This is a genomic window from Mesorhizobium sp. P170090 (genome assembly GCF_057786115.1).
On record NZ_JBYNWH010000001.1, the window covers coordinates 3,354,233 to 3,374,639 of the forward strand.

Genomic DNA, 20,407 nt, shown 5'->3' on the forward strand with positions numbered 1-20,407 from the left:
CAGTGGGATATGCACTAACTAAGGGACGTTTCGACCCACCGGCTCAAGCTGCAGTTGTCGATGGCCTGCCCGCAAGCCTGGGAGTGACGTTGCCGAAGGATTACGCCAATTTCCTTAGGGAGCATAATGGAGGTGAAGGCTTCATCGGCGACAGCTATATAATTTTTTTCAAGGCTGAAGAGTTGGTAGACTTCAATCGAGAATATGAGGTTGAGAAATACGCACCAGGCATCCTCTTGTTTGCGTCGAATGGAGGAGGGGAAGCCTATGGCTTCGACACCCACGATGTGGAAATGCCGATCGTGCGCATCCCATTCATATTTATGGAACGGCAATCCGCCGAGACGATAGCGCGTGACCTCGCCGGTCTATTTGCTGCGTTGGAGGACTTGAAATGAGCGTCCAAGGTACAGATTCGCGTTCCAAAGGCATGGAATTGTTCGAGATCAAACCGGTAGCGGTTGGCGGCGATCCAGTTAGCATGGAGAACAAGATCTGGTTGACCAGGCAAGAGCATTTTCAAGTGGTGCGCTTTTGGAATCGAACTATCGAAGTTCAGCGTAAGGCGGCACTGGAAAAGGCGGGACGAAACGGGGAATAGAGTGCAAGGAGCACGAGCCATGACCAGCGTCGGACGATCATTTGCAAATCCAACGAACCGCCGGCGCAAGCAACTCGTCCCTAGATCCCAACATAATAATGGTACCATCTTCCAGGAGGTTTTGCATCCGAATCGTGGCGGAGGGTTTCTCTTTGGGGCAAGTAGGCAGGCTGATAGACATAGTTGCAAGGCTGTCGGAGTTTGACGAGTACGACACGATTTATGCGTCGGAGCCTTGGACCGAGGATTCCGATGCGATGGTTGCTACCGGGCTGGACACGGGAAGATCGCCACCGGAGGCCGTCGAAGCCGGTTTGGAATATTTTCTTGAGATACATATCTGTCGAGAAGTCATCGAGGGTTGGCTTGCCTCAATAAAAGAAAAACCTAGCCTAGCGGGGGTTTGTCAAAGGCTTATCGAATACGCCATCAATGACGCATAGGAGAGATAGAGTGGAACATAACCCGCGCTATGACGGAAAGCCGCTGCTTAAACTATTGGAATTTTATGTTTTGTGGGTAATTGGTGAGCTGCCCGAAGAGGTGGATAAATCCTTGAAGGCGATAGCTCCCAAACTGCACACTCTCTATGGAGGCGATGGACAGTGGCAGGGCGCAATTGCCGCATCTGTTCATTTTTCCGAGGAATACCGGCGGAAATCCGGGGTCTATGGGCGAAGAACCTCGAAATCGCTCGCGACAACGACGTAACGCTTTCGCCTCAGAAATTTGCCGAGATGTTCGTAGATGAAAATTTCGAGAATGATGGATTACGGTGACAGCGTATTTCTAGAGGTCCGCACCAGTGCGAGGTAGAGCGAAAGCTCTAAAGCTGACAAATTGAAAAGAGTGCACTGTCACCGTAATCGGAAGCATTGAGACGCATAATTCAGCTGGACAGCCTGATCGTGGGCGTTGGAGGAACTGCCGGGTTATACTTGTCCAGCGGACAAAGTGGCTCCAGTATGGACGGACCCGTTGAGGAGAACAGCAATGTCTATTAGATTCGCTACGCTGGCGCCCACTTACATCTGAAGGGCTGGCCAGCGGTCACCTTGAAAATCGCATGGGACGGCGGCCTTGGCTCGCCGCAATGAACATGGGCAGGAAGATACTTCTCGGTGGAACGTTTCCTATGACGACGACATCGAACTGAACAAGCGGCGGCAACACCCGACCATAGCCTGGTTGTGGCGGCTGGAGACATGTGATCCTTCGGAAAGGCCAGAGCTACTGGCCAAATACGAAGAATGGAATCAACTCCACGAAGAGAAAAAGCGGAATGCCACGGGTTGGGAACACCGCAGCTTTTACCCCTTGCTGGACTTTGATGACATCGGTCGCACAGTCATGCAGAGGGCGACGCCGAGGCAATGGCGCTGAGGATCGAGCTTGGGCTGCCGGCTGAACCGGAGAAAGTGCCGACCGAAGAAGAGCGTATTCTGGCCGAGGCCGGGGATGGCTATGTGACGCCTGCGCAGCGCAAGCGGCTGCGCTACCTGCGCAAGCACCCTGAGGAGGGGTGATGCGCCGCGTCTAACTCTTCGGCCTTCGTCACAGCGCTGATCCTGGCGCACCAAATTGGAACTTCTTTCAAGCCTCGCTATCGCGGGGCTTTTTTCATGGAGCAAGCCTTATGGCCCGACCTGCAACTGCCGCCGTTCGCCTGTTGACCGGCGAACGCGAACCCGTGCGCCTGGCGACGACGGGCAACATCACCCTTTACGGCCTGCAGACCATCGACGGCGTGCCGGCCGAGGTCGGCGACCGCGTGCTGGTCAAGAACCAGACCGATGCCCGCGACAACGGCATTTATACCGCCAGCGAAGGCCAATGGTTCCGTGCCGCCGATGCCCGCACCAGCCGCACCATGCAGAAGGGCACGACGGTGCATGTTCAGCAGGGCGCGGTCTCGGCCGACTTCGTCTATGTTTTCGAAACGCTCGATCCGGTGATCGGCACCGACGCGGTCACGATCGCCTTTTACCTGTCGGAGGACACGCTGGGCGATGCGGTGGGCGCGGCCAGCGCTGCTGCCGCCAGTGCCGCTGCGGCGCTCACCTCGAAGAACGCTGCCGCCACCAGCGCCACCAATGCCGGCACCTCGGCCGGCGCCGCCGCGGGTTCGGCCACGGCCGCCGCCGGCTCCGCCACAACAGCCGCGACCAGCGCCACCAATGCCGGCAATTCGGCAACGGCGGCTTCCGGCTCGGCATCGGGCGCGGCGACCAGCGCCACCAACGCAGGCAACTCGGCTACAGCTGCAGCCGGTTCGGCGAGCGCTGCCTCGGGCTCGGCAACCGCGGCTTCCACCTCAGCCACCAATGCCGCGACCTCCGCTTCCAATGCGGCGGCCAGCGCTGCGGCGGCATCAACCTCGGTGGCGGCGCTCGGCTACACCTTTTCCACGACCACAGCCGACGCCGATCCGGGCAACGGCACCTTGCGGCTGAACAATGCGAGCGCCGCCTTGGTGACCGCGGCCTATATCGATAATCTCGATGCCGGCGGCGCCACCGTGAGTGGCATCCTCGATGGCTTTGATGACAGCACGAACCCCATCAAGGGCCAGTTGACCCTGCGCTCGAAAGCCTCCACCGCTATCTACTATGTCTATAACGTCAGTGGCGCAGTTGTAGATGGTAGCGGCTACCGCAAACTGACGCTCGCCTATGTCAGTGGCGCCGGCACTTTGCCGACGGTGGCCAACGGCATCTGGTTGATGTTCGACCGCGCCGGCGACAGAGGCGCCGACGGGACGGGAGTAGGAGATTTTTTGGGGCCTGCGTCTTCGGCAACCGACGATATTGTCACTTTCGCGGGCACCACGGGCAAGGTGGGGAAGGACAGTGGGATTGCGGTGTCCAGCCTGGCGCCGAAGGCCAGCCCGACATTCACCGGGACGCCAACGGGGCCGACCGCAGCGCCTGGAACGAATACCACGCAATTGGCTACAACGGGGTTCGTCAAGGCTGGGTTTGATCTGAAACTTGATAGCCGTTCCAACCTTGGTGTCGTCGCGCAGACGATCACCGATTGGAACAACGCCCTGGACAATGGCTGGTATATGGCCTCGGCGGCGGCTAATGCGCCGGACGGCGTAAATTGGTTCCTGGGGTTTGTGGAAGCGCACGGAAGCACTGGCTACCGGACGCAGACGGTGCATGATTTCGTCAACGACACTACGGCGGCAGACCAAAAGCTATGGCGGCGCAGGCAGGCTGGCGGTGCCTGGGGAGGATGGATCAAGCTGCAATGGTCGCAGGCCGAACAGGATGCACGCTATGTCCAGTCGTCCACGGCGTTGCTTCAGAAGTTTTATGAAAGCGCGCAGCAGACCATCACATCCGGCGGGTCGCTGACGTTGGCTCATGGGCTGGGGGTGAAGCCGAAGCTCTATGCGGCCTTCATTCAATGTACTACGGTTAATTCGGGGTATTCGGTTGGTGACGAGATACCCATTAACCCATCTCTCAATACAACTGATGCGACCGCTCAAGCTATTAGCATCGTGCCAGATGCGACCAATTTGAATGTGCGGATTGGTAATGCTGCTGGCGCACTTAAAGTCCTTAACAAGGCTGGAACAGGTTTTAACGACATAACGAACGCTAGCTGGAAACTCGTTGTGAGAGCGTGGGCCTAGCTTGCGAAATGTGAGCAACGGTCTAAACGTTGGAACATGCATATTACTATTGCAGTGCAAGGCAAAATTCCCTGTAGAGGCTATGGCGGCACCCAGCGGCAAATCGATTGGCTCGCCAGCGCACTCGCATCTCTCGGACATGAAATCACACTCATTGCCGGAGTGGGCTCCACCCATCCGCGTTGCGAGGTCCGGCAGGCCGCGTCAGTAGTGGAATGTCTGGGGGCGATCCCTATCAATACTGACATCGTGCATTTCAACGGCTGGTACGATGTAGAAAGCCCATATCGTGCGCTTTACACTCTGCACGGCTATGTTCCAAACGCCCCGAGGAAGGGACAAAATTACAGCTTCGTCAGCGCCAGTCACGCGCATCATCATGATCGAGAAACGTTTGTTTACAACGGCTTCCCTGTGGATGCCTACCGGCTGGCAGATCGGAAAGGTGAGCGGCTGTTGTTTTTGGGCGGTATCGCGAGGGCCGGGAAGGGCCTCAACCGGGCCGTCGATCTGGCGAAGAAATTTAACTTCGCTCTCGATATTGCGGGTGGCTCGAGGTGGAAGTTGCTCGGGCGCAGCCAAACCCGGAAAGAGTCTCTGTTCTTCAAGAGCTTATCGCGGCGCTACCGCTTCCACGGCACTGTTGATGGCGAGGAAAAGCTCCGATTGCTCGGCGAGGCGTACGCCTTCCTTAACCCGATCTCCTGGGCAGAGCCGTTCGGCATGGCGGCGGTCGAAGCAATGCTGTGCGGAACGCCTGTGCTGACCACTCGGTGCGGTGCGCTTGCCGAAACGGTCGATGCAGACAGCGGGCGTTTCTTCGAAACCGATGATGAGTTTGCTCACGGTCTCAATGAGATCAACAGCATTTCCGCGCGAGCATGCCGTGAATCGGCAGCCGAAAGATTTCCGATCCAGAAAACCGCAACGGCCTACCTGGAACTCTATAAGCGCATCCTTGACGGGGAAGTGCTTCCGTGAGCCCGCTTTAGCCGCTCCATCCAAAATTCCTATCCGGTGAGGAAGCGTTATAGCTGGCCAACCGACATGCCGTCGGCACAAACAGGATCAACAGGACACTCGTCTCCTTTGCGTGATCTGTGACTGGCTAAAATCTCCGAGCTAAATTCCACAATCTCCAGAGGTTACCCATGGACCGCAACTTCGCGCGGGCGCTTGCGCTCGTCCTCAAATCGGAAGGCGGCTGGTCCGACAATCCGGCCGATCCCGGTGGCGCTACCATGAAAGGCGTTACCATCGCCAATTTCCGCCGCTACGTGAAGGCGGATGCCAGCAAGGCCGATCTGCGAGAGATCAGCAACGCTCAGGTGGCGACGGTCTATCGCCGCTTCTATTGGGACGCGGTAGCCGGCGCCGAGCTTCCCGGCGGTGTCGACTATGCTGTCTTCGACTTCGCCGTGAACAGTGGGCCGGGCAGGGCGGCTAAATATCTGCAGGCGGCAGTTGGCACCCCACAGGACGGCAGGATCGGCCCGGCCACGCTCAAAGCTGTCGGCGCCAGGCCACCGGGCGCAGTCATCGACGATCTTTGCGATGCCCGCCTGGCATTCCTGCGGCGGCTGCCGACCTGGCCGGTTTTCGGCAAGGGTTGGAGCGATCGCATCAGGTCGGTCCGTTCCCAGGCGCTGTTGATGTCGGCACTACAGCCCGCTCCGGCACCTTTGCCGGGCTCCCCGACCCTGCCATCAGCGCTCTCGCCGAAGCCCGGCAGTGCGATGCCGCCGGTGTCTACCGGCGGGCGCGTCAGCCCCGTCGAACGCCTGCCGTTCTGGCGTGCGCTGCTTCAAATCCTGAAATCGATTTTCGCAAGGAGTTCGTCATGATCGCCGTCTTCATCCGCATCGGCTTGCGTTACGGCGCCGGTGTTCTGGTCGCGCGTGGCCTGCTCGGCGCCGACGACGCGGCGGCATTTTCTTCCGACCCCGACATTCAAGCTGGTCTGGAGATCGCCGCCGGTCTCGCCATCGCCTCGGTCACCGAGACCTGGCATTGGCTGGCCCGCAAATCCGGCTGGGAGCACTGACATGGAAGGGTTTCAACAACTGCTCATCGCCTATTTCGAAGCCGCGAAACCCTATGCTATCGGCTTTGCCGCCGGGCTTGTCGCCGGGTGGCTGCTGTGAGCGCGCTCCTCGCCGTCCTGCTTGGCAACAAAGCGCTGCTGGGCTTCCTGGCATCGGTCATCGCCGCCCTTTGTTGGGGCGCTCACCAGCGGCTGGCCGGCGCCAGGGCCGAGCGCGGCAAACTGGCGGCCGCTGAGGCCGCGGCGCGCGCGGTCGCTGAGCAGGTGCAGGACGACGTCGGAGCACTGCCGGCGGACGCTGTTCGAAAGGAGCTGAAATCATGGGCAAGGGACTGATGCTTGCGCTGCTTGTGGCGCTTGCCGGGTGCACGACTGCTTCGGGCGGCTTCTGCGCGATTTCGAGCCCGCTGCGCCTGTCGGCCGAAGCCGTCGACGTCCTGTCGGACGCCGAGGCGAGAGCGCTCCTGGCGCACAACCGCAAGGGACAAAAGCTCTGCGGATGGAGGCCTTAGCCGATGCACGACCTCTTCGACATGCTCGGCATCAAGGGGCCGGTCGTCGCCGCCGGGCTAGCTGGCGGCGTGCTGCGAGCACTGTCGCGCCATCGTTACAAGCTGCGCGAGATGATTGCCTCGCCGATCTGCGGGGCGCTGGCGGCTGCGTATCTGACGCTGCCTGCCGTCGCCTGGTTCAGGGCAACCGGCATGCCTATCCCCGATCCGGCCGACGACACCACGACGCTCGCCGCCGCCTTTTTGATCGGCGTCTCGGCCATGTGGATTTCCGACATCGTCTTCGAGGTCATCGTGCGGCGGTTCGGCTCGGCCGGCAACGAGTGATGCACTTGAGATGCTGGAAGAAGCCGGCGACAATGCCTACCTAAGGAGCAATCCAATGGAGGTATGATATGGCGACGTCCACCGAACGTGCAGTCCTTGCCGGCGGCTGTTTCTGGGGCATGCAGGATTTGATCCGGCGCTATCCCGGCGTGATCTCTACCCGCGTCGGCTATAGCGGTGGCGATGTGCCCAACGCCACGTATCGCAACCACGGCAGCCATGCCGAAGCCATCGAGATCGTTTTCGATCCGGCCAGGATCAGCTTTCGCACATTGCTCGAATCCTTTTTCCAGATCCACGATCCGACCACCAGGAACCGCCAGGGCAACGATGTCGGAATGAGCTATCGCTCGGCGATCTTCTACACCAGCGACGAGCAGAAGCGCGTCGCCGAAGACACCATTGCCGAAGTCGATGCCTCTGGACTGTGGCCGGGCAAGGTCGTCACCGAGCTTGCGCCGGCGGGCGATTTCTGGGAGGCGGAGCCAGAGCATCAGGACTATCTCGAGAAATACCCCAACGGCTATACCTGCCACTTTGTCAGGCCGGGCTGGAAGCTTCCGGTCCGCGAAAAGGCTGTTTCGTAACGCAGCCGCTATCGTCTGCTTATCTGGCGGTCGAACTATTCTTCCGCGCGATCGGTATGCCGGCCGCCTCGTAGAGGTGGCCATGCTCGGGCTGCCCATAGACGAACGCGCCGTGGACGGGTTTGCCGTCGACCTCAGAGTCTGAGAACGCGACGGCCTCGATCTTCTTTGTTCCGGTCAGGCTCTGGTTTCGAAGATAGGCGAAGGTTCGCACCGCTTCTCCAACAATTCGATCGAGAAACGGCTTTGGCCGCCTCCCGGGCCGTCGCACTAGGCTTGGAAAGCGCTCTCGTCCCGAAACAAAATGGTGCTGTGCGCAAAGCGCCGGCATGATCTGATAGATTCGGTTGAGCGAGCAGGTCATGAATCCTGGGTGAAAAAGAACGAAGTCGACCTCTCCTCTCAGATGCATGGTCCTGCGCAGCAATCTTTGCGCTGCCGATCTGGAGAGGACATAGCCTGCGGCGCCCGCGTGCAGCCCATAAAGTCTGGCAAGCGAAAACCCATCATCGAGAGCGACTTCCTTGCGTCCGACCCTCACTTTGGCAAAATGCGTTTCCAGCTTGATCACATCGGCATCGCGTGGCACCCATTGATCGGAAGCAAGCAGCGAGCCGGCGCCAGCGCCGAAAACGACGTCGTCCTCGAAAACCGCGCCATATTGATCCGCGCCGTTCGCAACGATCTCCCAACACGAGCGGTGGCTCAGGAAACAGCAAACCTCAGCAGCGCTCAGCGGGCTTTTGGCGACAGAGCAGCAATCGGGGCAACCAATGGCGGAGACACGCTCAAATGGTACTCCGATCCGGCCGAACTCGGACGCGACATGCGCCAGCCGATCGCGAGAACGATCAAGATTGATCACCAGACACCTCATCAGCGCCCCCTTTGTCCGGTGATCAGTGAATATCACGTTCCCGTTATTGCACAAAATTTGCTTACGTGCGGGGCAGTGGGTAGCGGCGTACGTGCCGCCGGTTGATTTTGGAGGTTGGGTGGACATTGACTGCATCCCCGGCGAGGCGCGAGGCTTAACCGTGCGCGGGTAGACGAGTTGAGTCGCCCTAGAAGCCGAAGAATTGCCGGCCGATCATGTATCCAAGCGCGACGACCACAAGGGGAAACAGGGCGGGCGCCAGCCGACCAAGAGCGGAGGTCTTTGGCTGTTGCCTGGAGATGGTCGTGGGCGCATTGCCGAGATTCTTGGTCATCCGGCATAGTAGCAAGCGCTGATTAACGATTCCGTAACCCGGTCGAGGCCGCCGCGGCTTTTTGCGTTTCTGGCGCGACCTTGACAATGCCCAGCCCGTGACGCAACTGGGCCGTCTTGAGAGCATTGTGAGGCAAGGTCAATGCGGCTGATTCAGCGTCATGTCGATTTGGTTTGCACCGGCGCTAGGTCGTCGGCCGGCACCGGCCGCCCACAGGACGAAGTCCTGCACGCCTCGATCGATCCCGAAATGCCTCCCGTCCATTTTCGCGCGACCCCTACACTCCGCATCGTTGACGGCGAAGCGCTTCCTTGACGACCGGCGATCCAATCCTCTTCGTCGGCTTCCCCGCGGTCGGCGACTTCGTCCGTTGCCATTCTGCCATCCAGATCATCGCTGCGCGATTTCCTGATCGCCCCATAGATGTCGTCACCTCGCCTGTCGCAGCGCCGCTGGCGCGCCTGATGCCGCATGTCAGGAAGGGCTGGGCGCTTGCCAAGCGTCATCAGCGCCCCGGTTTTGGCGAGCGCAGCCGCCTGGTTGGTGAGTTGCGCAAGGAAAATTACCGTACGGCCTATCTGATGACCAGCAGCACCAAGGCGGCGCTGATGGCGTTCATGGCCGGAATAGAGGAGCGCATCGGCTATCCGCAGGAGTTGCAATTCGGCCTCCTCAATCGCTTCCCCGCCGGCTGGTTGGCGCATCTATGGGCCTTCGGACCCCGCAAGACGCGGCTCTTCGAGGAGGTCTGCTCGATTGCCTCGCTTGGCGAAAAGCCGGCTGCGGGCGCAGAGTGGCCGGCGCCCCGGCTTGTGGTCGATCCGGCCGAGTTGGACGATTGGCGCCAGCACAAGAAGATCGATGCCGGCCGACCGGCCCTGGCGCTCTATACTGCCGACATTGAGAATTTCCGCTCATGGCCCGTCGAGCGCTTCATTTCGATCGCCAGAGACCATCATGATCGCGGCTGGGCAATCTGGATTGTGGGCGGACCGCGCGAGCACGCCGGTGCCGCAAAAATCCGCGCCGCCATTCCTGAGGCAATCGACTTCACCTCGACCCCGTCGATTGCTGACGCGATGTGCCAGATCGCCGCGTCGACCATGTTCCTCGGGGTTGATGGCGGGATTTCCCACGCCGCCGCTGCCCTGAACGTCCCATGCGCGCTCATCTACGGGCTGAATCGCCCCTATGTGCATGGGCCCGTAAACAACCATGTTCGCTTTATCGAACCGCCGCTTTCGACGCCTAGCTGGGTCAAGGACACGCGCGGCGTCAGCGAAACTCGGGTGAGGGAGGTTCTGGCTGACCTCTCAGCCGGTATTGCCAACTGACCGGTGGCCTCGCCGGCCCCAAGCGTCTGATCAAACGCTCCGTGGGGGCAACCATAGCCCCGTTTCGGGTTTACCCCTTGACACTACCCCTTGGCCCTGCGGTTTTCGGGCTCGTGATTGCCGACCCAGTGGGCACGGATGCGGTCGCTGGCTTCAAGGTAGGCCATGTCAATGAGGTAGGTCAGAAGCTTCTCGCCGTCGGCTTCGGCTTTCTGCCGAAGCTCCCGCAGTATCGCTTGCGCGAACTGCAGGTTCTCCATTTTGCTCGGCTGGTCCATCGGTGCCCCCCAATGTCTGCGCATGAACTTTGCGCCGACTATGCTTGCATGAAGATAGCCGTGAAGTGGATATTGCACGTGCGGACCGCGATCCTGCGAAGGCGCTGGCTGCATGAAACCCGCCCCATCCGGCTTCAAGATTCGCTACACTATTTGACGGAAAGAAAATAAACAAAGCGTTCTTTTGTACAAGACAGGAAGATTCCTTCAGTTCACACCACGAGATACTTGGACAGCATAGTTGACGTAACGATATTGCGTGGCCTTAGGCTCTCGTTTCCAAACAAAACGTAGCATCGTTGCAACCACAAGACGAATTCCAGCTGACCGGGGCCGCTCCGTAGTCAATCGCCGGTTACAAACGGCACCGGGTCTCAGCCCAGGGCTTTGGCCAACCCATCGTTCCACGGCAGCGCAGGCCGGATGATCTACCGCCCGCCTTGGCTTGACGCCAAGGCGGGCTTTTTGCGTTTGGCTTCTACCGGGTGAAATGTTGTCGGACCCGGCCCTGTCGACATCGGGCGGTTTCGAGAATGAATTTCCTGCCTGCCGGCTGTCTGCGCCGCTCGCGCTAGGCCGACTTGCGTTGCGGCAAGCTAGACGGCGTCTCGACACCGTCAGAAATCGGTTCGGCTGTCCGGTTTGTCGGCTCGTCATCGACCCGGTCGTGCTCGAATTGCCGGGCGGCAGGCAAGGGTTGCAACCAGTGCTCACGGCGATTGACCCAGAGTTCATAGCTGGGCTCCAGCCCTTCGGTGGGCACCTCATCGAGGCTGCCAATCGTCACTTCCACCTCATTCTCACGAACCAAAGGGACCCGGCCGCCGCAGGTGGGACAAAAACTTCTGTCGCCGTAGCTGTTGACGATACCCGTCGTTTCGAACGCCTCGAGCGGCCACACTGCAAACGCCGAAAAAGCCGACCCGCTAGCCTTGCGGCAGTCCTTGCAATGGCAAAGGCCAATCCGAAAGGGATCTCCCGTCACCGAAAACTGGATGCCGCCGCACAGGCAGCTGCCGCTCCGCCTTGTATCATTGGGCATGACCGCTCCTCCATCTGGTTGGGCATCACACCGCTACATCTTGCAGCGCCATGCGCACAATCAATTCACGCGCGGCGCAAGGGTTCCATGTCGCCTCGCGCAATGCATCGTCTGAACCCGGGAGCGCCATGGCAACGACCGCCGCAAGGCTGCTGGATATGTCAGTTCGGGAAATCGAACACCGGTTCCCGGCACCAATAGACACGGCACTGGCCATCACGTGTCGGAACGGAGGCAGCGACCGGCACCTCCGGCCAGTCGCACTCGTTGCCGTATTGGCGGACATAGCGATCGTAAGTATTCCGGCCGGTCGTCAACACCGCCGAGTGATGGCTCTGGATCAGGTGCTGCGTCTCCTCGCAGCTCATCGAACGCGTGTCGGGTCGGGCGTGGGCCGTGCTTGTTGCTGCAAACAAGGCCGTTCCAATGATCCATGCGATTGTTTGGGATGTCATGGCGATCCTTATCCTAAAATACGGCCAGGTATTTCAACAGCGAAATGATGCCGATAATGATGACAACGATCTGCGCGATCTGCCTCGTGCGGCCATCGAGCGGCAGACGCTGGATGAGATAGAGCACCAGGATGATCACCAGGAAAGTGATTAGAATGCCGATAAGTACCGATGAAGCCATGTCCCTCACTCGGTCTGGCTACGTCTGAGAAGAGTACGCAGCGGCAAACGCTCTGGCCCTTGATTGGTTCCTGTCGATGCGAAGCCATCGGCGCAGCGTAAAGGCCGCGAAACAACGTTCCGCCTTTGAAGCTGGATGCCGATCAGGGCCTGTTTGCCGCAATGGTTGTCGTTTGCCATCGGCGACACGGTTTCCAGGCAACTTGTTGCTGGCGTCAGGCGGGCTAACGGGAGAACCGCCTCGGGTTGACGAGCTTCCGACAAAGACGGCCTGAGTTGCGCTTCGTTGTCGACATTTGCGCGAGCCCTGAGATCCGGCGCCGCCCGGCGGGTGATCGCCTTTTCGCAGGAGAACAATTGCCGTCCCAAGGGGACGACGGGAACCGAAACCTCGCACGTGCATCTCAGCTACCGCGGAACGGGCAAATCGAGCAGGTGGGGAATTTGGGGTAGGGAAATACGTCATCCAACATGCGGGGATTGGAATCCCAGGTGTCGGGCCCGCCAGTTTGTTGGGAGCGTTGCCCGTTGCAGCCTACACCATCGACACACGGGGCCGCATCACCTTCTACAACGAGGCCGCCGAACTTGAGTGGGACGACGCGCCGCGGTTTTGGCTCCGTCGTGCTCAAGCGGGTTGCACCACAAGCGCTTAGCGGCACCGGACAACTGGAATTTGGGGAACAAGGCGTCGTCTGGACGCTCAAAGCGCCGCTGAGCTCGGTCCAAATCTCTCTCGCGGATTTTGTCGATTGAAAGGCGGGTCGCGCCTTAGGACAATCCCAGCAGGGGAGCGGTTTGACCGCCTGTGGTGTCGGAATTGCCGATGCCAGACAGTTCGTGCTTATCGTCGGCAAGCGAAGTCAATCTCCCCGCCTCGACGGAGGTCAGTCCGTCCAACTCCATCACCGCGCCGTAGAGTTGGGCCGTCTGCATCACAAGCCGCTCGACATCTTCAAGGGCGACGTTCTCGTCCAGGTTACGCAATCGTATGTCCTCGGCAACCACCGCAATATTGACCATTCCGCGCGAGCGCAGCGCGCCCAGGACCCGTGAATTGAGATCCTCCCGTAGCCGAGCCGAATATCCGTAGCGCATGGAAACCTTCCTTTCAGGAGCCGGTTGTCCCGTCGTGGTCAAGATGCGCCAACGACCTTCAGATGGCAAGAAGAATATAAAATATTCTTAAGTAAATCAAGTAGTTAGCAGACTGCGCGGGTTGTGCTATCGGCGTGTCTTCCTCATCGTTGGTCTTCTATGTGAGTCACCCATCAGCCTCTCTTGACGCGCTGCACGGGGACCCCTAGCTATACTGCAATTGAGACACATACTAACTCACCATATTTTTTGGTCTTGACGGTTGGAGGCGCGAATGGCCGAGCTGGAACGACCCGAGCGACTGCAGATCATGCTGACAGCCGAGGAATTGGCTGCCTTGGAAAACTGGCGCTTCGAAAAGCGCATGCCAAGCCGGTCCGCGGCGGTGCGGGAACTGCTGCGGCGCGGCCTGGATGCGGATGGATTCCTGACTGCGGGCCAAGGAACTAAGTCTCAGGACTTTGGAATTCTGGGGAGCATTGTGACTGGCGACGGCCAGTCGGGCGAGTAATTCGACGGCGGTTAGCCAACAATCGCTTTTCTGGAAGTGCCGCTACCAATTTATTGCCGTGGCGGAAACGCAAAGCGGGTCGGCTCTCGGCAGGGTACTGGTCTCAGCAGGGTACTCTTGGCGTATGGTTGCAAAGCCCGCTCCGGTTCGCCGGAGCGGCTTTTTGCGTTTTCCCGACAGGAAATAGTCGCGATCGCTTCAGACACGCTCAAGGTTCTCTTCGCACTCCGTGCACGCGACGCTGTGACCGGGGCAACTGAGCCGGTGTGTTCCTCCGGGGCAGCAATGGCCGTTCGAGCTGGCCCACCGGGCACAGACAAACACCTTGCGGGTTCCGTGGCATTGTGGACATTCCATCGGACGCGCCAGCAGAGCCTCGTTCTCCGAGACACGGCATTCCCTCTCAAGAACCTGGACCATCTGATACCCCAAGGCCGAAATATGGCTAAGCATCCATACCCGGAAAGCCTAAATTAGAATTTAATTACATACGCCACGAGAGCCTTCCGAGGGGAAGTTCGCGGATGGCAATCTCAGGCCACCTGCAGTCCGCCGCGCGTGTCTCATTCCCAATCTCGGCCGTCTCAAGATCAAGCTCCGGTTGCTCCCGGCATCGGTCGACCCGCGATTTTGCCCACCGATTTTCGCATTCGGATCGTTATAGGCTTTCGCTTTGCTGGAGCGGCGTTAAAGCTGCCCGGCAAATGCCTGAGCGGGAACAGTCCGTTCCTGCGTCGGTTCGTTTGGACAAGGATGTCTGCCAATGACATTGATGGGCGCAGCGGCACTTTTGATCCTTGTCCTGACTTATGCCGGCGTCGCAATCGGGCGTATTCCAGGCCTCCGTCTCGACCGGGCAGGGATCGCCTTGCTGGGGGGTGCGGCGATGATCGCCATCGGCGCACTCAGTATGGAAGATGCCTATCGCGCCATCAATTTCGACACCATTACGCTGCTGCTCGGGATGATGATCGTGGTGGCGCATCTGAAGGTGTCCGGCGCCTTCCGGGCGCTTGGCGCCTACGCTATCGAGCATGCGCACGCGCCTTTCGTGCTGCTGGTGATGGTGACGCTTTTGACCGGCGTGCTGTCGGCGTTCCTGGTCAACGACGCCATCTGCCTGGTCATGGCGCCGATCGTCGTCCACGTCACCCGTGTCATCAATCGCAATCCCATTCCCTATCTGATCGCCACCGCCACCGCGTCCAACTGCGGCAGCGTCGCCACCATCACCGGCAACCCGCAGAACATGGTCATCGGCGCGCTGTCGGGAATTTCCTACCCGGCCTTTTCGGCCGCCCTGGCGCCGGTTGCCCTCTTCGGCCTCGTCGCGGTCGTCGTCATCGTGCGCATCGTCTACCGCGCCGAATTCGCCCGCACCGCCGATCTCAACCCGGAAGTCTATCGCGGCCGCATGCTGCCGGGACAGGTGCTGAAGGCGGTGGTTGTCTGCATCGGCCTGGCCATCGCCTTCTTCGCCGGCGTTCCGGTTGCCAAGGCAGCGCTCATCGGCGGCGCCATCCTGTTGCTCACCCGCGCCATCAAGCCGGCCCGCGTCTACCGCGAGATCGACGGTCCGCTGCTGTTCATGTTCGCCGGCCTGTTCATCGTTGTCGCCGGCGCCGAAAAGACGCTGCTGACGCCCGACATCATCGCCTCGGCCAAGAACCTCGGGCTGGACGACGTCTGGCGTCTATCGGGCTTCACCGCGGTGCTCTCCAACATCATGAGCAATGTTCCGGCCGTGCTGGCGCTGCGGCCATTCATACCCGGCCTTGAGAACCCCGGGCGTGCCTGGCTGGTGGTGGCGATGAGCTCGACGCTGGCCGGCAACTTCACCTTGCTTGGCTCGGTCGCCAACCTGATCGTCGCCGAACAGGCGCGGGCGGCCGGCACGCAGCTGTCCTTCTCAGCCTTCTTCAAGGTCGGCCTGCCACTGACGCTGCTCACCCTTGCCGTCGGCACGGCATGGCTGGCGGCTGGATTCTAGAGCAACTCCACGAAAAGTGTGAAGTGGTTCTCCGTCCGGAATTGCGTCAAAGAAATAGCGTGTTTCGCCGTCTCCATTAAACGGTGAACGCTCTAGCGGATAGTCGCCGATCCTGACCTTGCTCGAACCAGCGTTGCAGCGGCATGTCCGGCGGCCTCGACATAGTCGGGGTTGCGGTGGATCAGCATGATCGAGAACGCGCCGTCCATCAAAAGCACGATTTCGCGCGCCAGGGTCTGCGGCTCGTCGACGCCGTGGCCTGTGAGTTCGCCGGCCAGCCAGGTCTCGAAATTCTGCTTATGCCGCGCCCCCGCTTTAACGGCCGGGTGTCCGGGCATGGAAGCGAGTTCGGCTGCCGTGCGCAGAAAGCCGCAGCCTCTCCATTTCGGGTGCTTCGCCACGCGCGCCAGATTGGTGAAAATCGCCTCGACCTTGCGCTCGACATCGCCTTCGGCCATCTCGAACCAGCCGGCTATCTGCTTGAGGTTCGGCTGGTCGCGACCGTCGAGATAGGCCGCGATCAAATCGTCCTTGCTCTTGAAATGATAGTAGAGCGTGCGCTTGGTCAGCCCGGCTTTTTCCGCCACTGCATCGACGCTGACGCGGCCGATCCCCTCGGCATAGAACAGCTTCGTTGCGGCATCGACAATGCGTTTGCGGGTAGGGCTTGGTGCTTCGCTCATACGCAAGTATACCGACTAGTGAATATACATACAACCGAAAGCCTGATCCTCTCCGTCGACAAACACAGGGAAGGAAAAGACATGACCGAGCTTGTGCTCACCGGGGCCCGCAACGGGATCGCCATCCTCACACTTAATCGGCCGGAGAAGCTCAACGCCTTGAACTATGCGCTGATTGATCGCCTGCTTGCGCTCCTCGATGCCGCCGAGACCGACGATGCCATCCGCGCCGTCATCCTCACTGGAGCAGGAGAGCGCGCCTTCTCCGCCGGCGGCGACATCCATGAATTCTCAGGCAGCGTGGCCATCGGCGTCGACGTTGCCCTGCGCGACTTCGTCATGCGCGGACAGCGGCTGACGGCAAGGCTGGAGGCGTTCCGCAAGCCCGTCATCGCCGCCGTCAACGGCATCGCCTTCGGCGGCGGCTGCGAGATCACCGAAGCCGTGCCGCTCGCTATCGCCAGCGACCGCGCCTTGTTCGCCAAGCCTGAGATCAACCTTGCAATGCCGCCTGCTTTCGGCGGCACGCAGCGGCTTCCGAGGCTGGCAGGGCGCAAGAGGGCGCTCGAGCTGCTGTTGACCGGCGATTGGTTCCCGCCGCCGCGCGCCCTCGAACTCGGCCTCGTCAATCAGGTGGTGCCGCATGAGGAGCTGATGCCCGCCGCAATTGATCTCGCCCGGCGCATGACCAGGCATTCTCCTGCAGCAATTGCCTCGATCCTCACAGCAGTGGCGCGCGGCCTGAACCAGAGCATCGCGGATGGCTTGGCTGTCGAGGCCGAGCAGTTCGCCCGCATGGCTCCGACCGCTGATCTGCGCGAAGGGCTGGATGCCTGGATCGCACGCCGCCAGCCGGGCTGTCACGGCTCGTGGACGCACATCACCCGGCCGGATGAAGCCAGGCGAGCCTCAACGCAGCAGGACGGGCTTGCGGACCGCGATCAAGGCGCCGTCACGGCCACATGACCTTTCATGTTGGGGTGGAAGCGGCAGAAATAGTCGACCGCTTCCGCCTTCTGCAGGGTCAGGCTCGCTGTTGACTTCGGTGGGATCATCACTTCCCAGCCGCCCTTGACGGTAGCCGTGTGGGCGAACACGTCATTGTTCACCCACTTGATCGTGTCGCCGACCTTCGCCTCGACGGTGGCCGGCGAAAAGACAAGCTTGTCGATGGTGACCTGGATGGTTTCGGCCTGCACGGGTGAGGTCCCGAAGACCAGCGCCAGTGCAATCCATAGCAGCCGTTTCGACATGGCCTGGTCCTTACTTCAGCATACCTGCAACATGCTCGGCGTGCTGTTCATGGCCCTGGAAAATCTTCAGGCCGGTCTGCAGCAGGCTCTTCAACTCGGCGTTGCTGGCCGATGGGATCAAAAGGGTTTCAAGCGCGCCGTCGACCTGTTTGTGGTAGGCGATCTCGTTGTCGACATAGGCTTTGTCAAAGGCTGCGCCGTCGAGTTTGGCGAGCTTCGCCCGCTCCTCGGCCGCAGCCTTGGTCAGCGCCTGGCTGGTTGCGTTGTCTTCCGGCGTCACCTTCAGCTTCTTTACCAGTTCCAGTGCCTGCGCGTTGACCGCTTCGTGGTCGCGCACCATGTCGTTGGCGAAATCCACGACCTCCTTGGTCTTCGATTTCTTGATCGCCTGCTTGGCGGCTTCCACATCGATGACGCCCGCCGTGTAGGCGATGTGGGCGATCTGAGGGTCCGTCGGCTTGTCGGCGGCTTGTGCGAGCGGGGCAGCGCCAAGCAGCAGCAAGGCAGCGAGGGCGGCGGTGTGTCGGGTAAGCATGGCATCTCCTTCGCCCGGACGCGGGATCGCGCCGGGCCATGTTTTTCAGTTGACGGTCATTGGATGCGCAGCGGTGGCAAACGTTCCCGGGGAAATCGGCCAAATCAGCCGATGATCAGCTCTCCAGGCCGAGCCGCTGCATGACGGCGCTGGTCAGCCTGTCGCAGCGCCGTCCGGCAAACGGGAAGGCGTCGAGCAGCACCGGCCCGATCTGGTCGTCGAGTGCCTTGCGTACCAGGGCGCGGGCGCGGTGTAGCCTTGTCTTGACGGTTTCCGGCCGCACGCCAAGCAGCTCGGCGGTCTCCTCGATACTGAGCCCCTCGATAACCCGCGCCACGAACACCGTCCGATAAACATCGGGCAGGCTGTCGGTCGCCCGTTCCACCAACTCGAGGATCTGCCGCTGCGCCATCGTCCGCTCCGGATCGTCGCTGGGATTGAGGGGGAACTGGATGATTTCGGCTTGCGGGTTTTTCGCCACCGTCCGCCGCCTTTTGCGCAGACGGCCGAGCGCCTCGTTGATGACGATGCGCGACAGCCAGGTGGCCAATGAGGACTCCCCGCGAAAGGCACCGAGATGGGCAAAGGCTCTGACATAGGCCTCCTGGACGATGTCCTCGGCTTCAGCATCGTTGCGCACCACCCCGCGAGCGATGCGATAGAGCCGCTGATTATGGGTCTTCATGATGATGCGGAAGGCGTTGCCTTCGCGTGCCAGCGCGCGGCGCACGAGAAGCATCTCGCTTGAAGCAGCTGTGGGCATTGGTACAGACATAGCAGGCATGGCCAGTTCCTCGATCCAATCCCCGTCCGAAACCTCGATCAAGACATTGGATGACATCGCCGGCAAAAGGTTCCCGGCCATTTTCGCCCGGCTCCGACGGCGCCTAGAATACTGCTTCCGCCAGCGGCTTGTCAGCAGCCTGCGCTCGCGCCGTGGCCGCAAGCAGGTCGGTCTGCGTGATCAGGCCAAGGATGCGGCTGTCCCCGTCCAAGATGATGACTGCATGGGTGCGGCCGTCGGTGAGCACCGGTAGCAGGGCCATGGCGGGCGTACCGGCGGCGGCGGTCGACGCTGTCGAGGTAACGCTTCCGACGGCTTCGTCGGCTCGCGCCAATTCCCTTAATCCAACGGTGCCGACCAGCCTGGCGTCCTTGTCGACAACCGGCAGCGTGCGGATATTGTGGTCGAGCAGCAGATGACGCGCCCGATCGGCGGACGCGTGTTCATCGACCGAAATCACGTCGCGGGACATGATGTCCTCGCACAACATGGTTCGGTGTGCGCGCATCGTCGCTTGCAGTTCGACCTGTCGCAGCAGCTGTTCGAGATCGTTGCGGTCGATGTCGAAGGTCTCGTCGAGCGCAGCCAGCGCGGCATCGATGTCCTCGGCCCGGAAGCCGATGCGCTCCTGAGCCGGCGGATCGATGGTTCCGTGCGTGCTTTTCGGGGCAGGGGCCGGCACATGCGGGTAGCTGCGTCGCGACAGCCTGTGGAAAGCATAGCCGAGCGCGACCAGCATCATGGAGTTCAGCGCCACCGGCACGAACGGAAACAGGAAGCCGGCACCGATCACGGCCGGCCCGCCGAGCACGGCGGTCAGTGCGGCGGCTCCGCCCGGCGGATGCAGGCAGCGCGAGAACGACATGGCGGCGATCGCCATCGCCACGGCAATGCCCGTGGCGAGAACGGGCTGAGGGACGAAATGGGCCACGATCACGCCGACCAGCGCCGATATTGTATTGCCGCCGATGATCGACCATGGCTGCGCCAGCGGGCTTGCAGGCACCGCAAACAGCAGCACCGCCGACGCCCCCATCGGCGCCACCAGCAGCGGCACATGCGGGCCATTGCCAAGCACCAGCGCGCCGATCGCGCCGGTCAGCGCAATGCCGATCATCGCCCCGATGCAGGCGATGAGGCGCTCGCGCAGCGTCGCGCCGGCGAGAATGGGGACAAAGAGACGAAAGGCCATGGCAAGCTCAGTCCGGCTGGAATTGTGCGCGCAGCGCCTGCAATGGCGTTGGACCGACGATTTTGAAAGTCAAACCGATCCGAAAAAGCGCGTTGGGGAAATAACATTGCGCTTGGTTGACCGATGAGCGGCTTTGCGAGGTCG

30 protein-coding genes are annotated in these 20,407 nt (G+C 60.7%); 18 read left to right on the forward strand and 12 right to left on the reverse strand.

Features of this window, described 5'->3' with window-relative positions; genetic code table 11:
* Window positions 1–2: 2 nt before the first annotated feature.
* The 14 genes from AC3EML_RS16030 to msrA all read left to right on the forward strand — a co-directional run bounded on the left by AC3EML_RS16030 (window position 3) and on the right by msrA (window position 7,717).
* Window positions 3–398, forward strand: coding sequence for an SMI1/KNR4 family protein (locus tag AC3EML_RS16030; protein WP_023735867.1), 396 nt, complete (start codon window positions 3–5; stop codon window positions 396–398).
* Entirely contained in the window at window positions 395–601 is a 207-nt protein-coding gene (locus tag AC3EML_RS16035) for a hypothetical protein (RefSeq protein ID WP_023734799.1), read from the forward strand. The genes AC3EML_RS16030 and AC3EML_RS16035 overlap by 4 nt, the downstream gene beginning before the upstream one ends.
* Window positions 602–642: 41 nt before the next feature.
* Window positions 643–1,044, forward strand: coding sequence for a hypothetical protein (locus AC3EML_RS16040; RefSeq protein ID WP_488505256.1), 402 nt, complete (start codon window positions 643–645; stop codon window positions 1,042–1,044).
* A 10-nt stretch (window positions 1,045–1,054) separates the two neighbouring features.
* A complete protein-coding gene (locus AC3EML_RS16045; protein ID WP_352520975.1) occupies window positions 1,055–1,312 on the forward strand; it encodes a hypothetical protein in 258 nt (85 codons plus the stop codon).
* A 369-nt stretch (window positions 1,313–1,681) separates the two neighbouring features.
* Window positions 1,682–1,984, forward strand: coding sequence for a hypothetical protein (locus AC3EML_RS16050; RefSeq protein ID WP_352520974.1), 303 nt, complete (start codon window positions 1,682–1,684; stop codon window positions 1,982–1,984).
* Window positions 1,975–2,127, forward strand: a complete 153-nt coding sequence (locus AC3EML_RS16055; RefSeq protein ID WP_023734801.1) for a hypothetical protein — start codon at window positions 1,975–1,977, stop codon at window positions 2,125–2,127. The genes AC3EML_RS16050 and AC3EML_RS16055 overlap by 10 nt, the downstream gene beginning before the upstream one ends.
* A 110-nt stretch (window positions 2,128–2,237) precedes the next feature.
* Window positions 2,238–4,247: a pyocin knob domain-containing protein gene (locus tag AC3EML_RS16060; protein WP_352520973.1), complete on the forward strand. Its 2,010-nt coding sequence runs from the start codon at window positions 2,238–2,240 to the stop codon at window positions 4,245–4,247.
* A 36-nt stretch (window positions 4,248–4,283) separates the two neighbouring features.
* Complete coding sequence (locus tag AC3EML_RS16065) at window positions 4,284–5,228, forward strand: glycosyltransferase (protein WP_023814807.1); 945 nt, start codon at window positions 4,284–4,286, stop codon at window positions 5,226–5,228.
* A 170-nt stretch (window positions 5,229–5,398) separates the two neighbouring features.
* Complete coding sequence (locus AC3EML_RS16070) at window positions 5,399–6,091, forward strand: glycoside hydrolase family 108 protein (RefSeq protein ID WP_352520972.1); 693 nt, start codon at window positions 5,399–5,401, stop codon at window positions 6,089–6,091.
* Window positions 6,088–6,291 carry a Pam3-gp28 family putative phage holin gene (locus tag AC3EML_RS16075; RefSeq protein WP_023689878.1) on the forward strand — a complete coding sequence of 68 codons (204 nt, stop codon included), beginning with the start codon at window positions 6,088–6,090 and terminating at the stop codon, window positions 6,289–6,291. The genes AC3EML_RS16070 and AC3EML_RS16075 overlap by 4 nt, the downstream gene beginning before the upstream one ends.
* Before the next feature lie 96 nt (window positions 6,292–6,387).
* Window positions 6,388–6,627 carry an ABC transporter permease gene (locus AC3EML_RS16080; RefSeq protein ID WP_352520971.1) on the forward strand — a complete coding sequence of 80 codons (240 nt, stop codon included), beginning with the start codon at window positions 6,388–6,390 and terminating at the stop codon, window positions 6,625–6,627.
* Window positions 6,612–6,803, forward strand: a complete 192-nt coding sequence (locus tag AC3EML_RS16085; RefSeq protein WP_023671459.1) for a hypothetical protein — start codon at window positions 6,612–6,614, stop codon at window positions 6,801–6,803. The genes AC3EML_RS16080 and AC3EML_RS16085 overlap by 16 nt, the downstream gene beginning before the upstream one ends.
* Window positions 6,804–6,806: 3 nt before the next feature.
* Window positions 6,807–7,130, forward strand: a complete 324-nt coding sequence (locus AC3EML_RS16090) for a hypothetical protein (RefSeq protein ID WP_023689880.1) — start codon at window positions 6,807–6,809, stop codon at window positions 7,128–7,130.
* A 68-nt stretch (window positions 7,131–7,198) separates the two neighbouring features.
* Window positions 7,199–7,717 carry a peptide-methionine (S)-S-oxide reductase MsrA gene (gene msrA, locus AC3EML_RS16095; protein WP_352520970.1) on the forward strand — a complete coding sequence of 173 codons (519 nt, stop codon included), beginning with the start codon at window positions 7,199–7,201 and terminating at the stop codon, window positions 7,715–7,717.
* A gap of 19 nt (window positions 7,718–7,736) precedes the next feature.
* Here the strand turns inward: msrA and AC3EML_RS16100 are convergent, their stop codons facing one another.
* Entirely contained in the window at window positions 7,737–8,720 is a 984-nt protein-coding gene (locus AC3EML_RS16100; RefSeq protein ID WP_352520969.1) for a glycosyltransferase family 25 protein, read from the reverse strand.
* Between the two features lie 519 nt (window positions 8,721–9,239).
* Between AC3EML_RS16100 and waaF the strand changes: the two genes are divergently transcribed.
* Entirely contained in the window at window positions 9,240–10,262 is a 1,023-nt protein-coding gene (gene waaF, locus AC3EML_RS16105; RefSeq protein ID WP_023824483.1) for a lipopolysaccharide heptosyltransferase II, read from the forward strand.
* 83 nt (window positions 10,263–10,345) lie between these two features.
* Here the strand turns inward: waaF and AC3EML_RS16110 are convergent, their stop codons facing one another.
* The 6 genes from AC3EML_RS16110 to AC3EML_RS16135 all read right to left on the reverse strand — a co-directional run bounded on the left by AC3EML_RS16110 (window position 10,346) and on the right by AC3EML_RS16135 (window position 13,315).
* A complete protein-coding gene (locus tag AC3EML_RS16110) occupies window positions 10,346–10,540 on the reverse strand; it encodes a hypothetical protein (RefSeq protein ID WP_023824484.1) in 195 nt (64 codons plus the stop codon).
* 571 nt (window positions 10,541–11,111) lie between these two features.
* Window positions 11,112–11,582, reverse strand: coding sequence for a GFA family protein (locus AC3EML_RS16115; protein WP_023715175.1), 471 nt, complete (start codon window positions 11,580–11,582; stop codon window positions 11,112–11,114).
* Between the two features lie 161 nt (window positions 11,583–11,743).
* The gene (locus tag AC3EML_RS16120; protein WP_352520968.1) at window positions 11,744–12,037 is read right to left on the reverse strand and encodes a hypothetical protein; all 294 of its coding nucleotides are present in this window, start codon (window positions 12,035–12,037) and stop codon (window positions 11,744–11,746) included.
* Between the two features lie 13 nt (window positions 12,038–12,050).
* Window positions 12,051–12,218 carry a Thivi_2564 family membrane protein gene (locus AC3EML_RS16125; protein WP_023671469.1) on the reverse strand — a complete coding sequence of 56 codons (168 nt, stop codon included), beginning with the start codon at window positions 12,216–12,218 and terminating at the stop codon, window positions 12,051–12,053.
* A 5-nt stretch (window positions 12,219–12,223) separates the two neighbouring features.
* A complete protein-coding gene (locus AC3EML_RS16130) occupies window positions 12,224–12,574 on the reverse strand; it encodes a hypothetical protein (RefSeq protein WP_352557177.1) in 351 nt (116 codons plus the stop codon).
* Window positions 12,575–12,988: 414 nt separating this feature from the next.
* The gene (locus AC3EML_RS16135) at window positions 12,989–13,315 is read right to left on the reverse strand and encodes a hypothetical protein (protein WP_023727873.1); all 327 of its coding nucleotides are present in this window, start codon (window positions 13,313–13,315) and stop codon (window positions 12,989–12,991) included.
* Window positions 13,316–13,589: 274 nt separating this feature from the next.
* On the opposite strand from AC3EML_RS16135, the gene AC3EML_RS16140 reads away from it, so the two are divergent.
* Both AC3EML_RS16140 and AC3EML_RS16145 read left to right on the forward strand, forming a co-directional pair.
* A complete protein-coding gene (locus AC3EML_RS16140; protein WP_352520967.1) occupies window positions 13,590–13,826 on the forward strand; it encodes a hypothetical protein in 237 nt (78 codons plus the stop codon).
* 763 nt (window positions 13,827–14,589) lie between these two features.
* Window positions 14,590–15,816, forward strand: coding sequence for an anion transporter (locus tag AC3EML_RS16145; protein WP_352520966.1), 1,227 nt, complete (start codon window positions 14,590–14,592; stop codon window positions 15,814–15,816).
* Window positions 15,817–15,908: 92 nt separating this feature from the next.
* Here AC3EML_RS16145 and AC3EML_RS16150 read toward each other — a convergent pair whose 3' ends face one another.
* Window positions 15,909–16,499 (reverse strand): TetR/AcrR family transcriptional regulator, encoded by a 591-nt coding sequence (locus tag AC3EML_RS16150; RefSeq protein ID WP_023730434.1) that lies wholly within the window; start codon window positions 16,497–16,499, stop codon window positions 15,909–15,911.
* Between the two features lie 81 nt (window positions 16,500–16,580).
* Between AC3EML_RS16150 and AC3EML_RS16155 the strand changes: the two genes are divergently transcribed.
* The gene (locus tag AC3EML_RS16155; protein ID WP_352520965.1) at window positions 16,581–17,465 is read left to right on the forward strand and encodes a crotonase/enoyl-CoA hydratase family protein; all 885 of its coding nucleotides are present in this window, start codon (window positions 16,581–16,583) and stop codon (window positions 17,463–17,465) included.
* On the opposite strand, the gene AC3EML_RS16160 is transcribed toward AC3EML_RS16155, so the two are convergent.
* From AC3EML_RS16160 to AC3EML_RS16175, 4 genes are all read right to left on the reverse strand, one after another.
* Entirely contained in the window at window positions 17,441–17,752 is a 312-nt protein-coding gene (locus AC3EML_RS16160) for a cupredoxin domain-containing protein (protein ID WP_023730436.1), read from the reverse strand. The genes AC3EML_RS16155 and AC3EML_RS16160 overlap by 25 nt on opposite strands.
* Before the next feature lie 10 nt (window positions 17,753–17,762).
* Window positions 17,763–18,287, reverse strand: coding sequence for a DUF4142 domain-containing protein (locus AC3EML_RS16165; protein ID WP_023697729.1), 525 nt, complete (start codon window positions 18,285–18,287; stop codon window positions 17,763–17,765).
* A gap of 115 nt (window positions 18,288–18,402) precedes the next feature.
* The gene (locus tag AC3EML_RS16170; RefSeq protein ID WP_352521097.1) at window positions 18,403–19,071 is read right to left on the reverse strand and encodes an RNA polymerase sigma factor; all 669 of its coding nucleotides are present in this window, start codon (window positions 19,069–19,071) and stop codon (window positions 18,403–18,405) included.
* Between the two features lie 103 nt (window positions 19,072–19,174).
* On the reverse strand, window positions 19,175–20,263 hold the full coding sequence (locus AC3EML_RS16175) for an HPP family protein (RefSeq protein WP_352520964.1): 1,089 nt from the start codon (window positions 20,261–20,263) through the stop codon (window positions 19,175–19,177).
* Window positions 20,264–20,407 lie beyond the last annotated feature (144 nt).

Excerpts from the sequence above, each read along its gene's own strand:
- AC3EML_RS16035 (WP_023734799.1), top strand. The coding sequence starts at position 395 with ATGAGCGTCCAAGGTACAGATTCGCGTTCCAAAGGCATGGAATTGTTC.
- AC3EML_RS16055 (WP_023734801.1), top strand. The coding sequence starts at position 1,975 with ATGGCGCTGAGGATCGAGCTTGGGCTGCCGGCTGAACCGGAGAAAGTG.
- AC3EML_RS16060 (WP_352520973.1), top strand. The coding sequence starts at position 2,238 with ATGGCCCGACCTGCAACTGCCGCCGTTCGCCTGTTGACCGGCGAACGC.
- AC3EML_RS16065 (WP_023814807.1), top strand. The coding sequence starts at position 4,284 with ATGCATATTACTATTGCAGTGCAAGGCAAAATTCCCTGTAGAGGCTAT.
- AC3EML_RS16070 (WP_352520972.1), top strand. The coding sequence starts at position 5,399 with ATGGACCGCAACTTCGCGCGGGCGCTTGCGCTCGTCCTCAAATCGGAA.
- AC3EML_RS16075 (WP_023689878.1), top strand. The coding sequence starts at position 6,088 with ATGATCGCCGTCTTCATCCGCATCGGCTTGCGTTACGGCGCCGGTGTT.
- AC3EML_RS16085 (WP_023671459.1), top strand. The coding sequence starts at position 6,612 with ATGGGCAAGGGACTGATGCTTGCGCTGCTTGTGGCGCTTGCCGGGTGC.
- AC3EML_RS16090 (WP_023689880.1), top strand. The coding sequence starts at position 6,807 with ATGCACGACCTCTTCGACATGCTCGGCATCAAGGGGCCGGTCGTCGCC.
- msrA (WP_352520970.1), top strand. The coding sequence starts at position 7,199 with ATGGCGACGTCCACCGAACGTGCAGTCCTTGCCGGCGGCTGTTTCTGG.
- AC3EML_RS16100 (WP_352520969.1), bottom strand. The coding sequence starts at position 8,720 with ATGTCCACCCAACCTCCAAAATCAACCGGCGGCACGTACGCCGCTACC.
- AC3EML_RS16110 (WP_023824484.1), bottom strand. The coding sequence starts at position 10,540 with ATGGACCAGCCGAGCAAAATGGAGAACCTGCAGTTCGCGCAAGCGATA.
- AC3EML_RS16115 (WP_023715175.1), bottom strand. The coding sequence starts at position 11,582 with ATGCCCAATGATACAAGGCGGAGCGGCAGCTGCCTGTGCGGCGGCATC.
- AC3EML_RS16120 (WP_352520968.1), bottom strand. The coding sequence starts at position 12,037 with ATGACATCCCAAACAATCGCATGGATCATTGGAACGGCCTTGTTTGCA.
- AC3EML_RS16125 (WP_023671469.1), bottom strand. The coding sequence starts at position 12,218 with ATGGCTTCATCGGTACTTATCGGCATTCTAATCACTTTCCTGGTGATC.
- AC3EML_RS16135 (WP_023727873.1), bottom strand. The coding sequence starts at position 13,315 with ATGCGCTACGGATATTCGGCTCGGCTACGGGAGGATCTCAATTCACGG.
- AC3EML_RS16140 (WP_352520967.1), top strand. The coding sequence starts at position 13,590 with ATGGCCGAGCTGGAACGACCCGAGCGACTGCAGATCATGCTGACAGCC.
- AC3EML_RS16145 (WP_352520966.1), top strand. The coding sequence starts at position 14,590 with ATGACATTGATGGGCGCAGCGGCACTTTTGATCCTTGTCCTGACTTAT.
- AC3EML_RS16150 (WP_023730434.1), bottom strand. The coding sequence starts at position 16,499 with ATGAGCGAAGCACCAAGCCCTACCCGCAAACGCATTGTCGATGCCGCA.
- AC3EML_RS16155 (WP_352520965.1), top strand. The coding sequence starts at position 16,581 with ATGACCGAGCTTGTGCTCACCGGGGCCCGCAACGGGATCGCCATCCTC.
- AC3EML_RS16160 (WP_023730436.1), bottom strand. The coding sequence starts at position 17,752 with ATGTCGAAACGGCTGCTATGGATTGCACTGGCGCTGGTCTTCGGGACC.
- AC3EML_RS16165 (WP_023697729.1), bottom strand. The coding sequence starts at position 18,287 with ATGCTTACCCGACACACCGCCGCCCTCGCTGCCTTGCTGCTGCTTGGC.
- AC3EML_RS16170 (WP_352521097.1), bottom strand. The coding sequence starts at position 19,071 with ATGCCTGCTATGTCTGTACCAATGCCCACAGCTGCTTCAAGCGAGATG.
- AC3EML_RS16175 (WP_352520964.1), bottom strand. The coding sequence starts at position 20,263 with ATGGCCTTTCGTCTCTTTGTCCCCATTCTCGCCGGCGCGACGCTGCGC.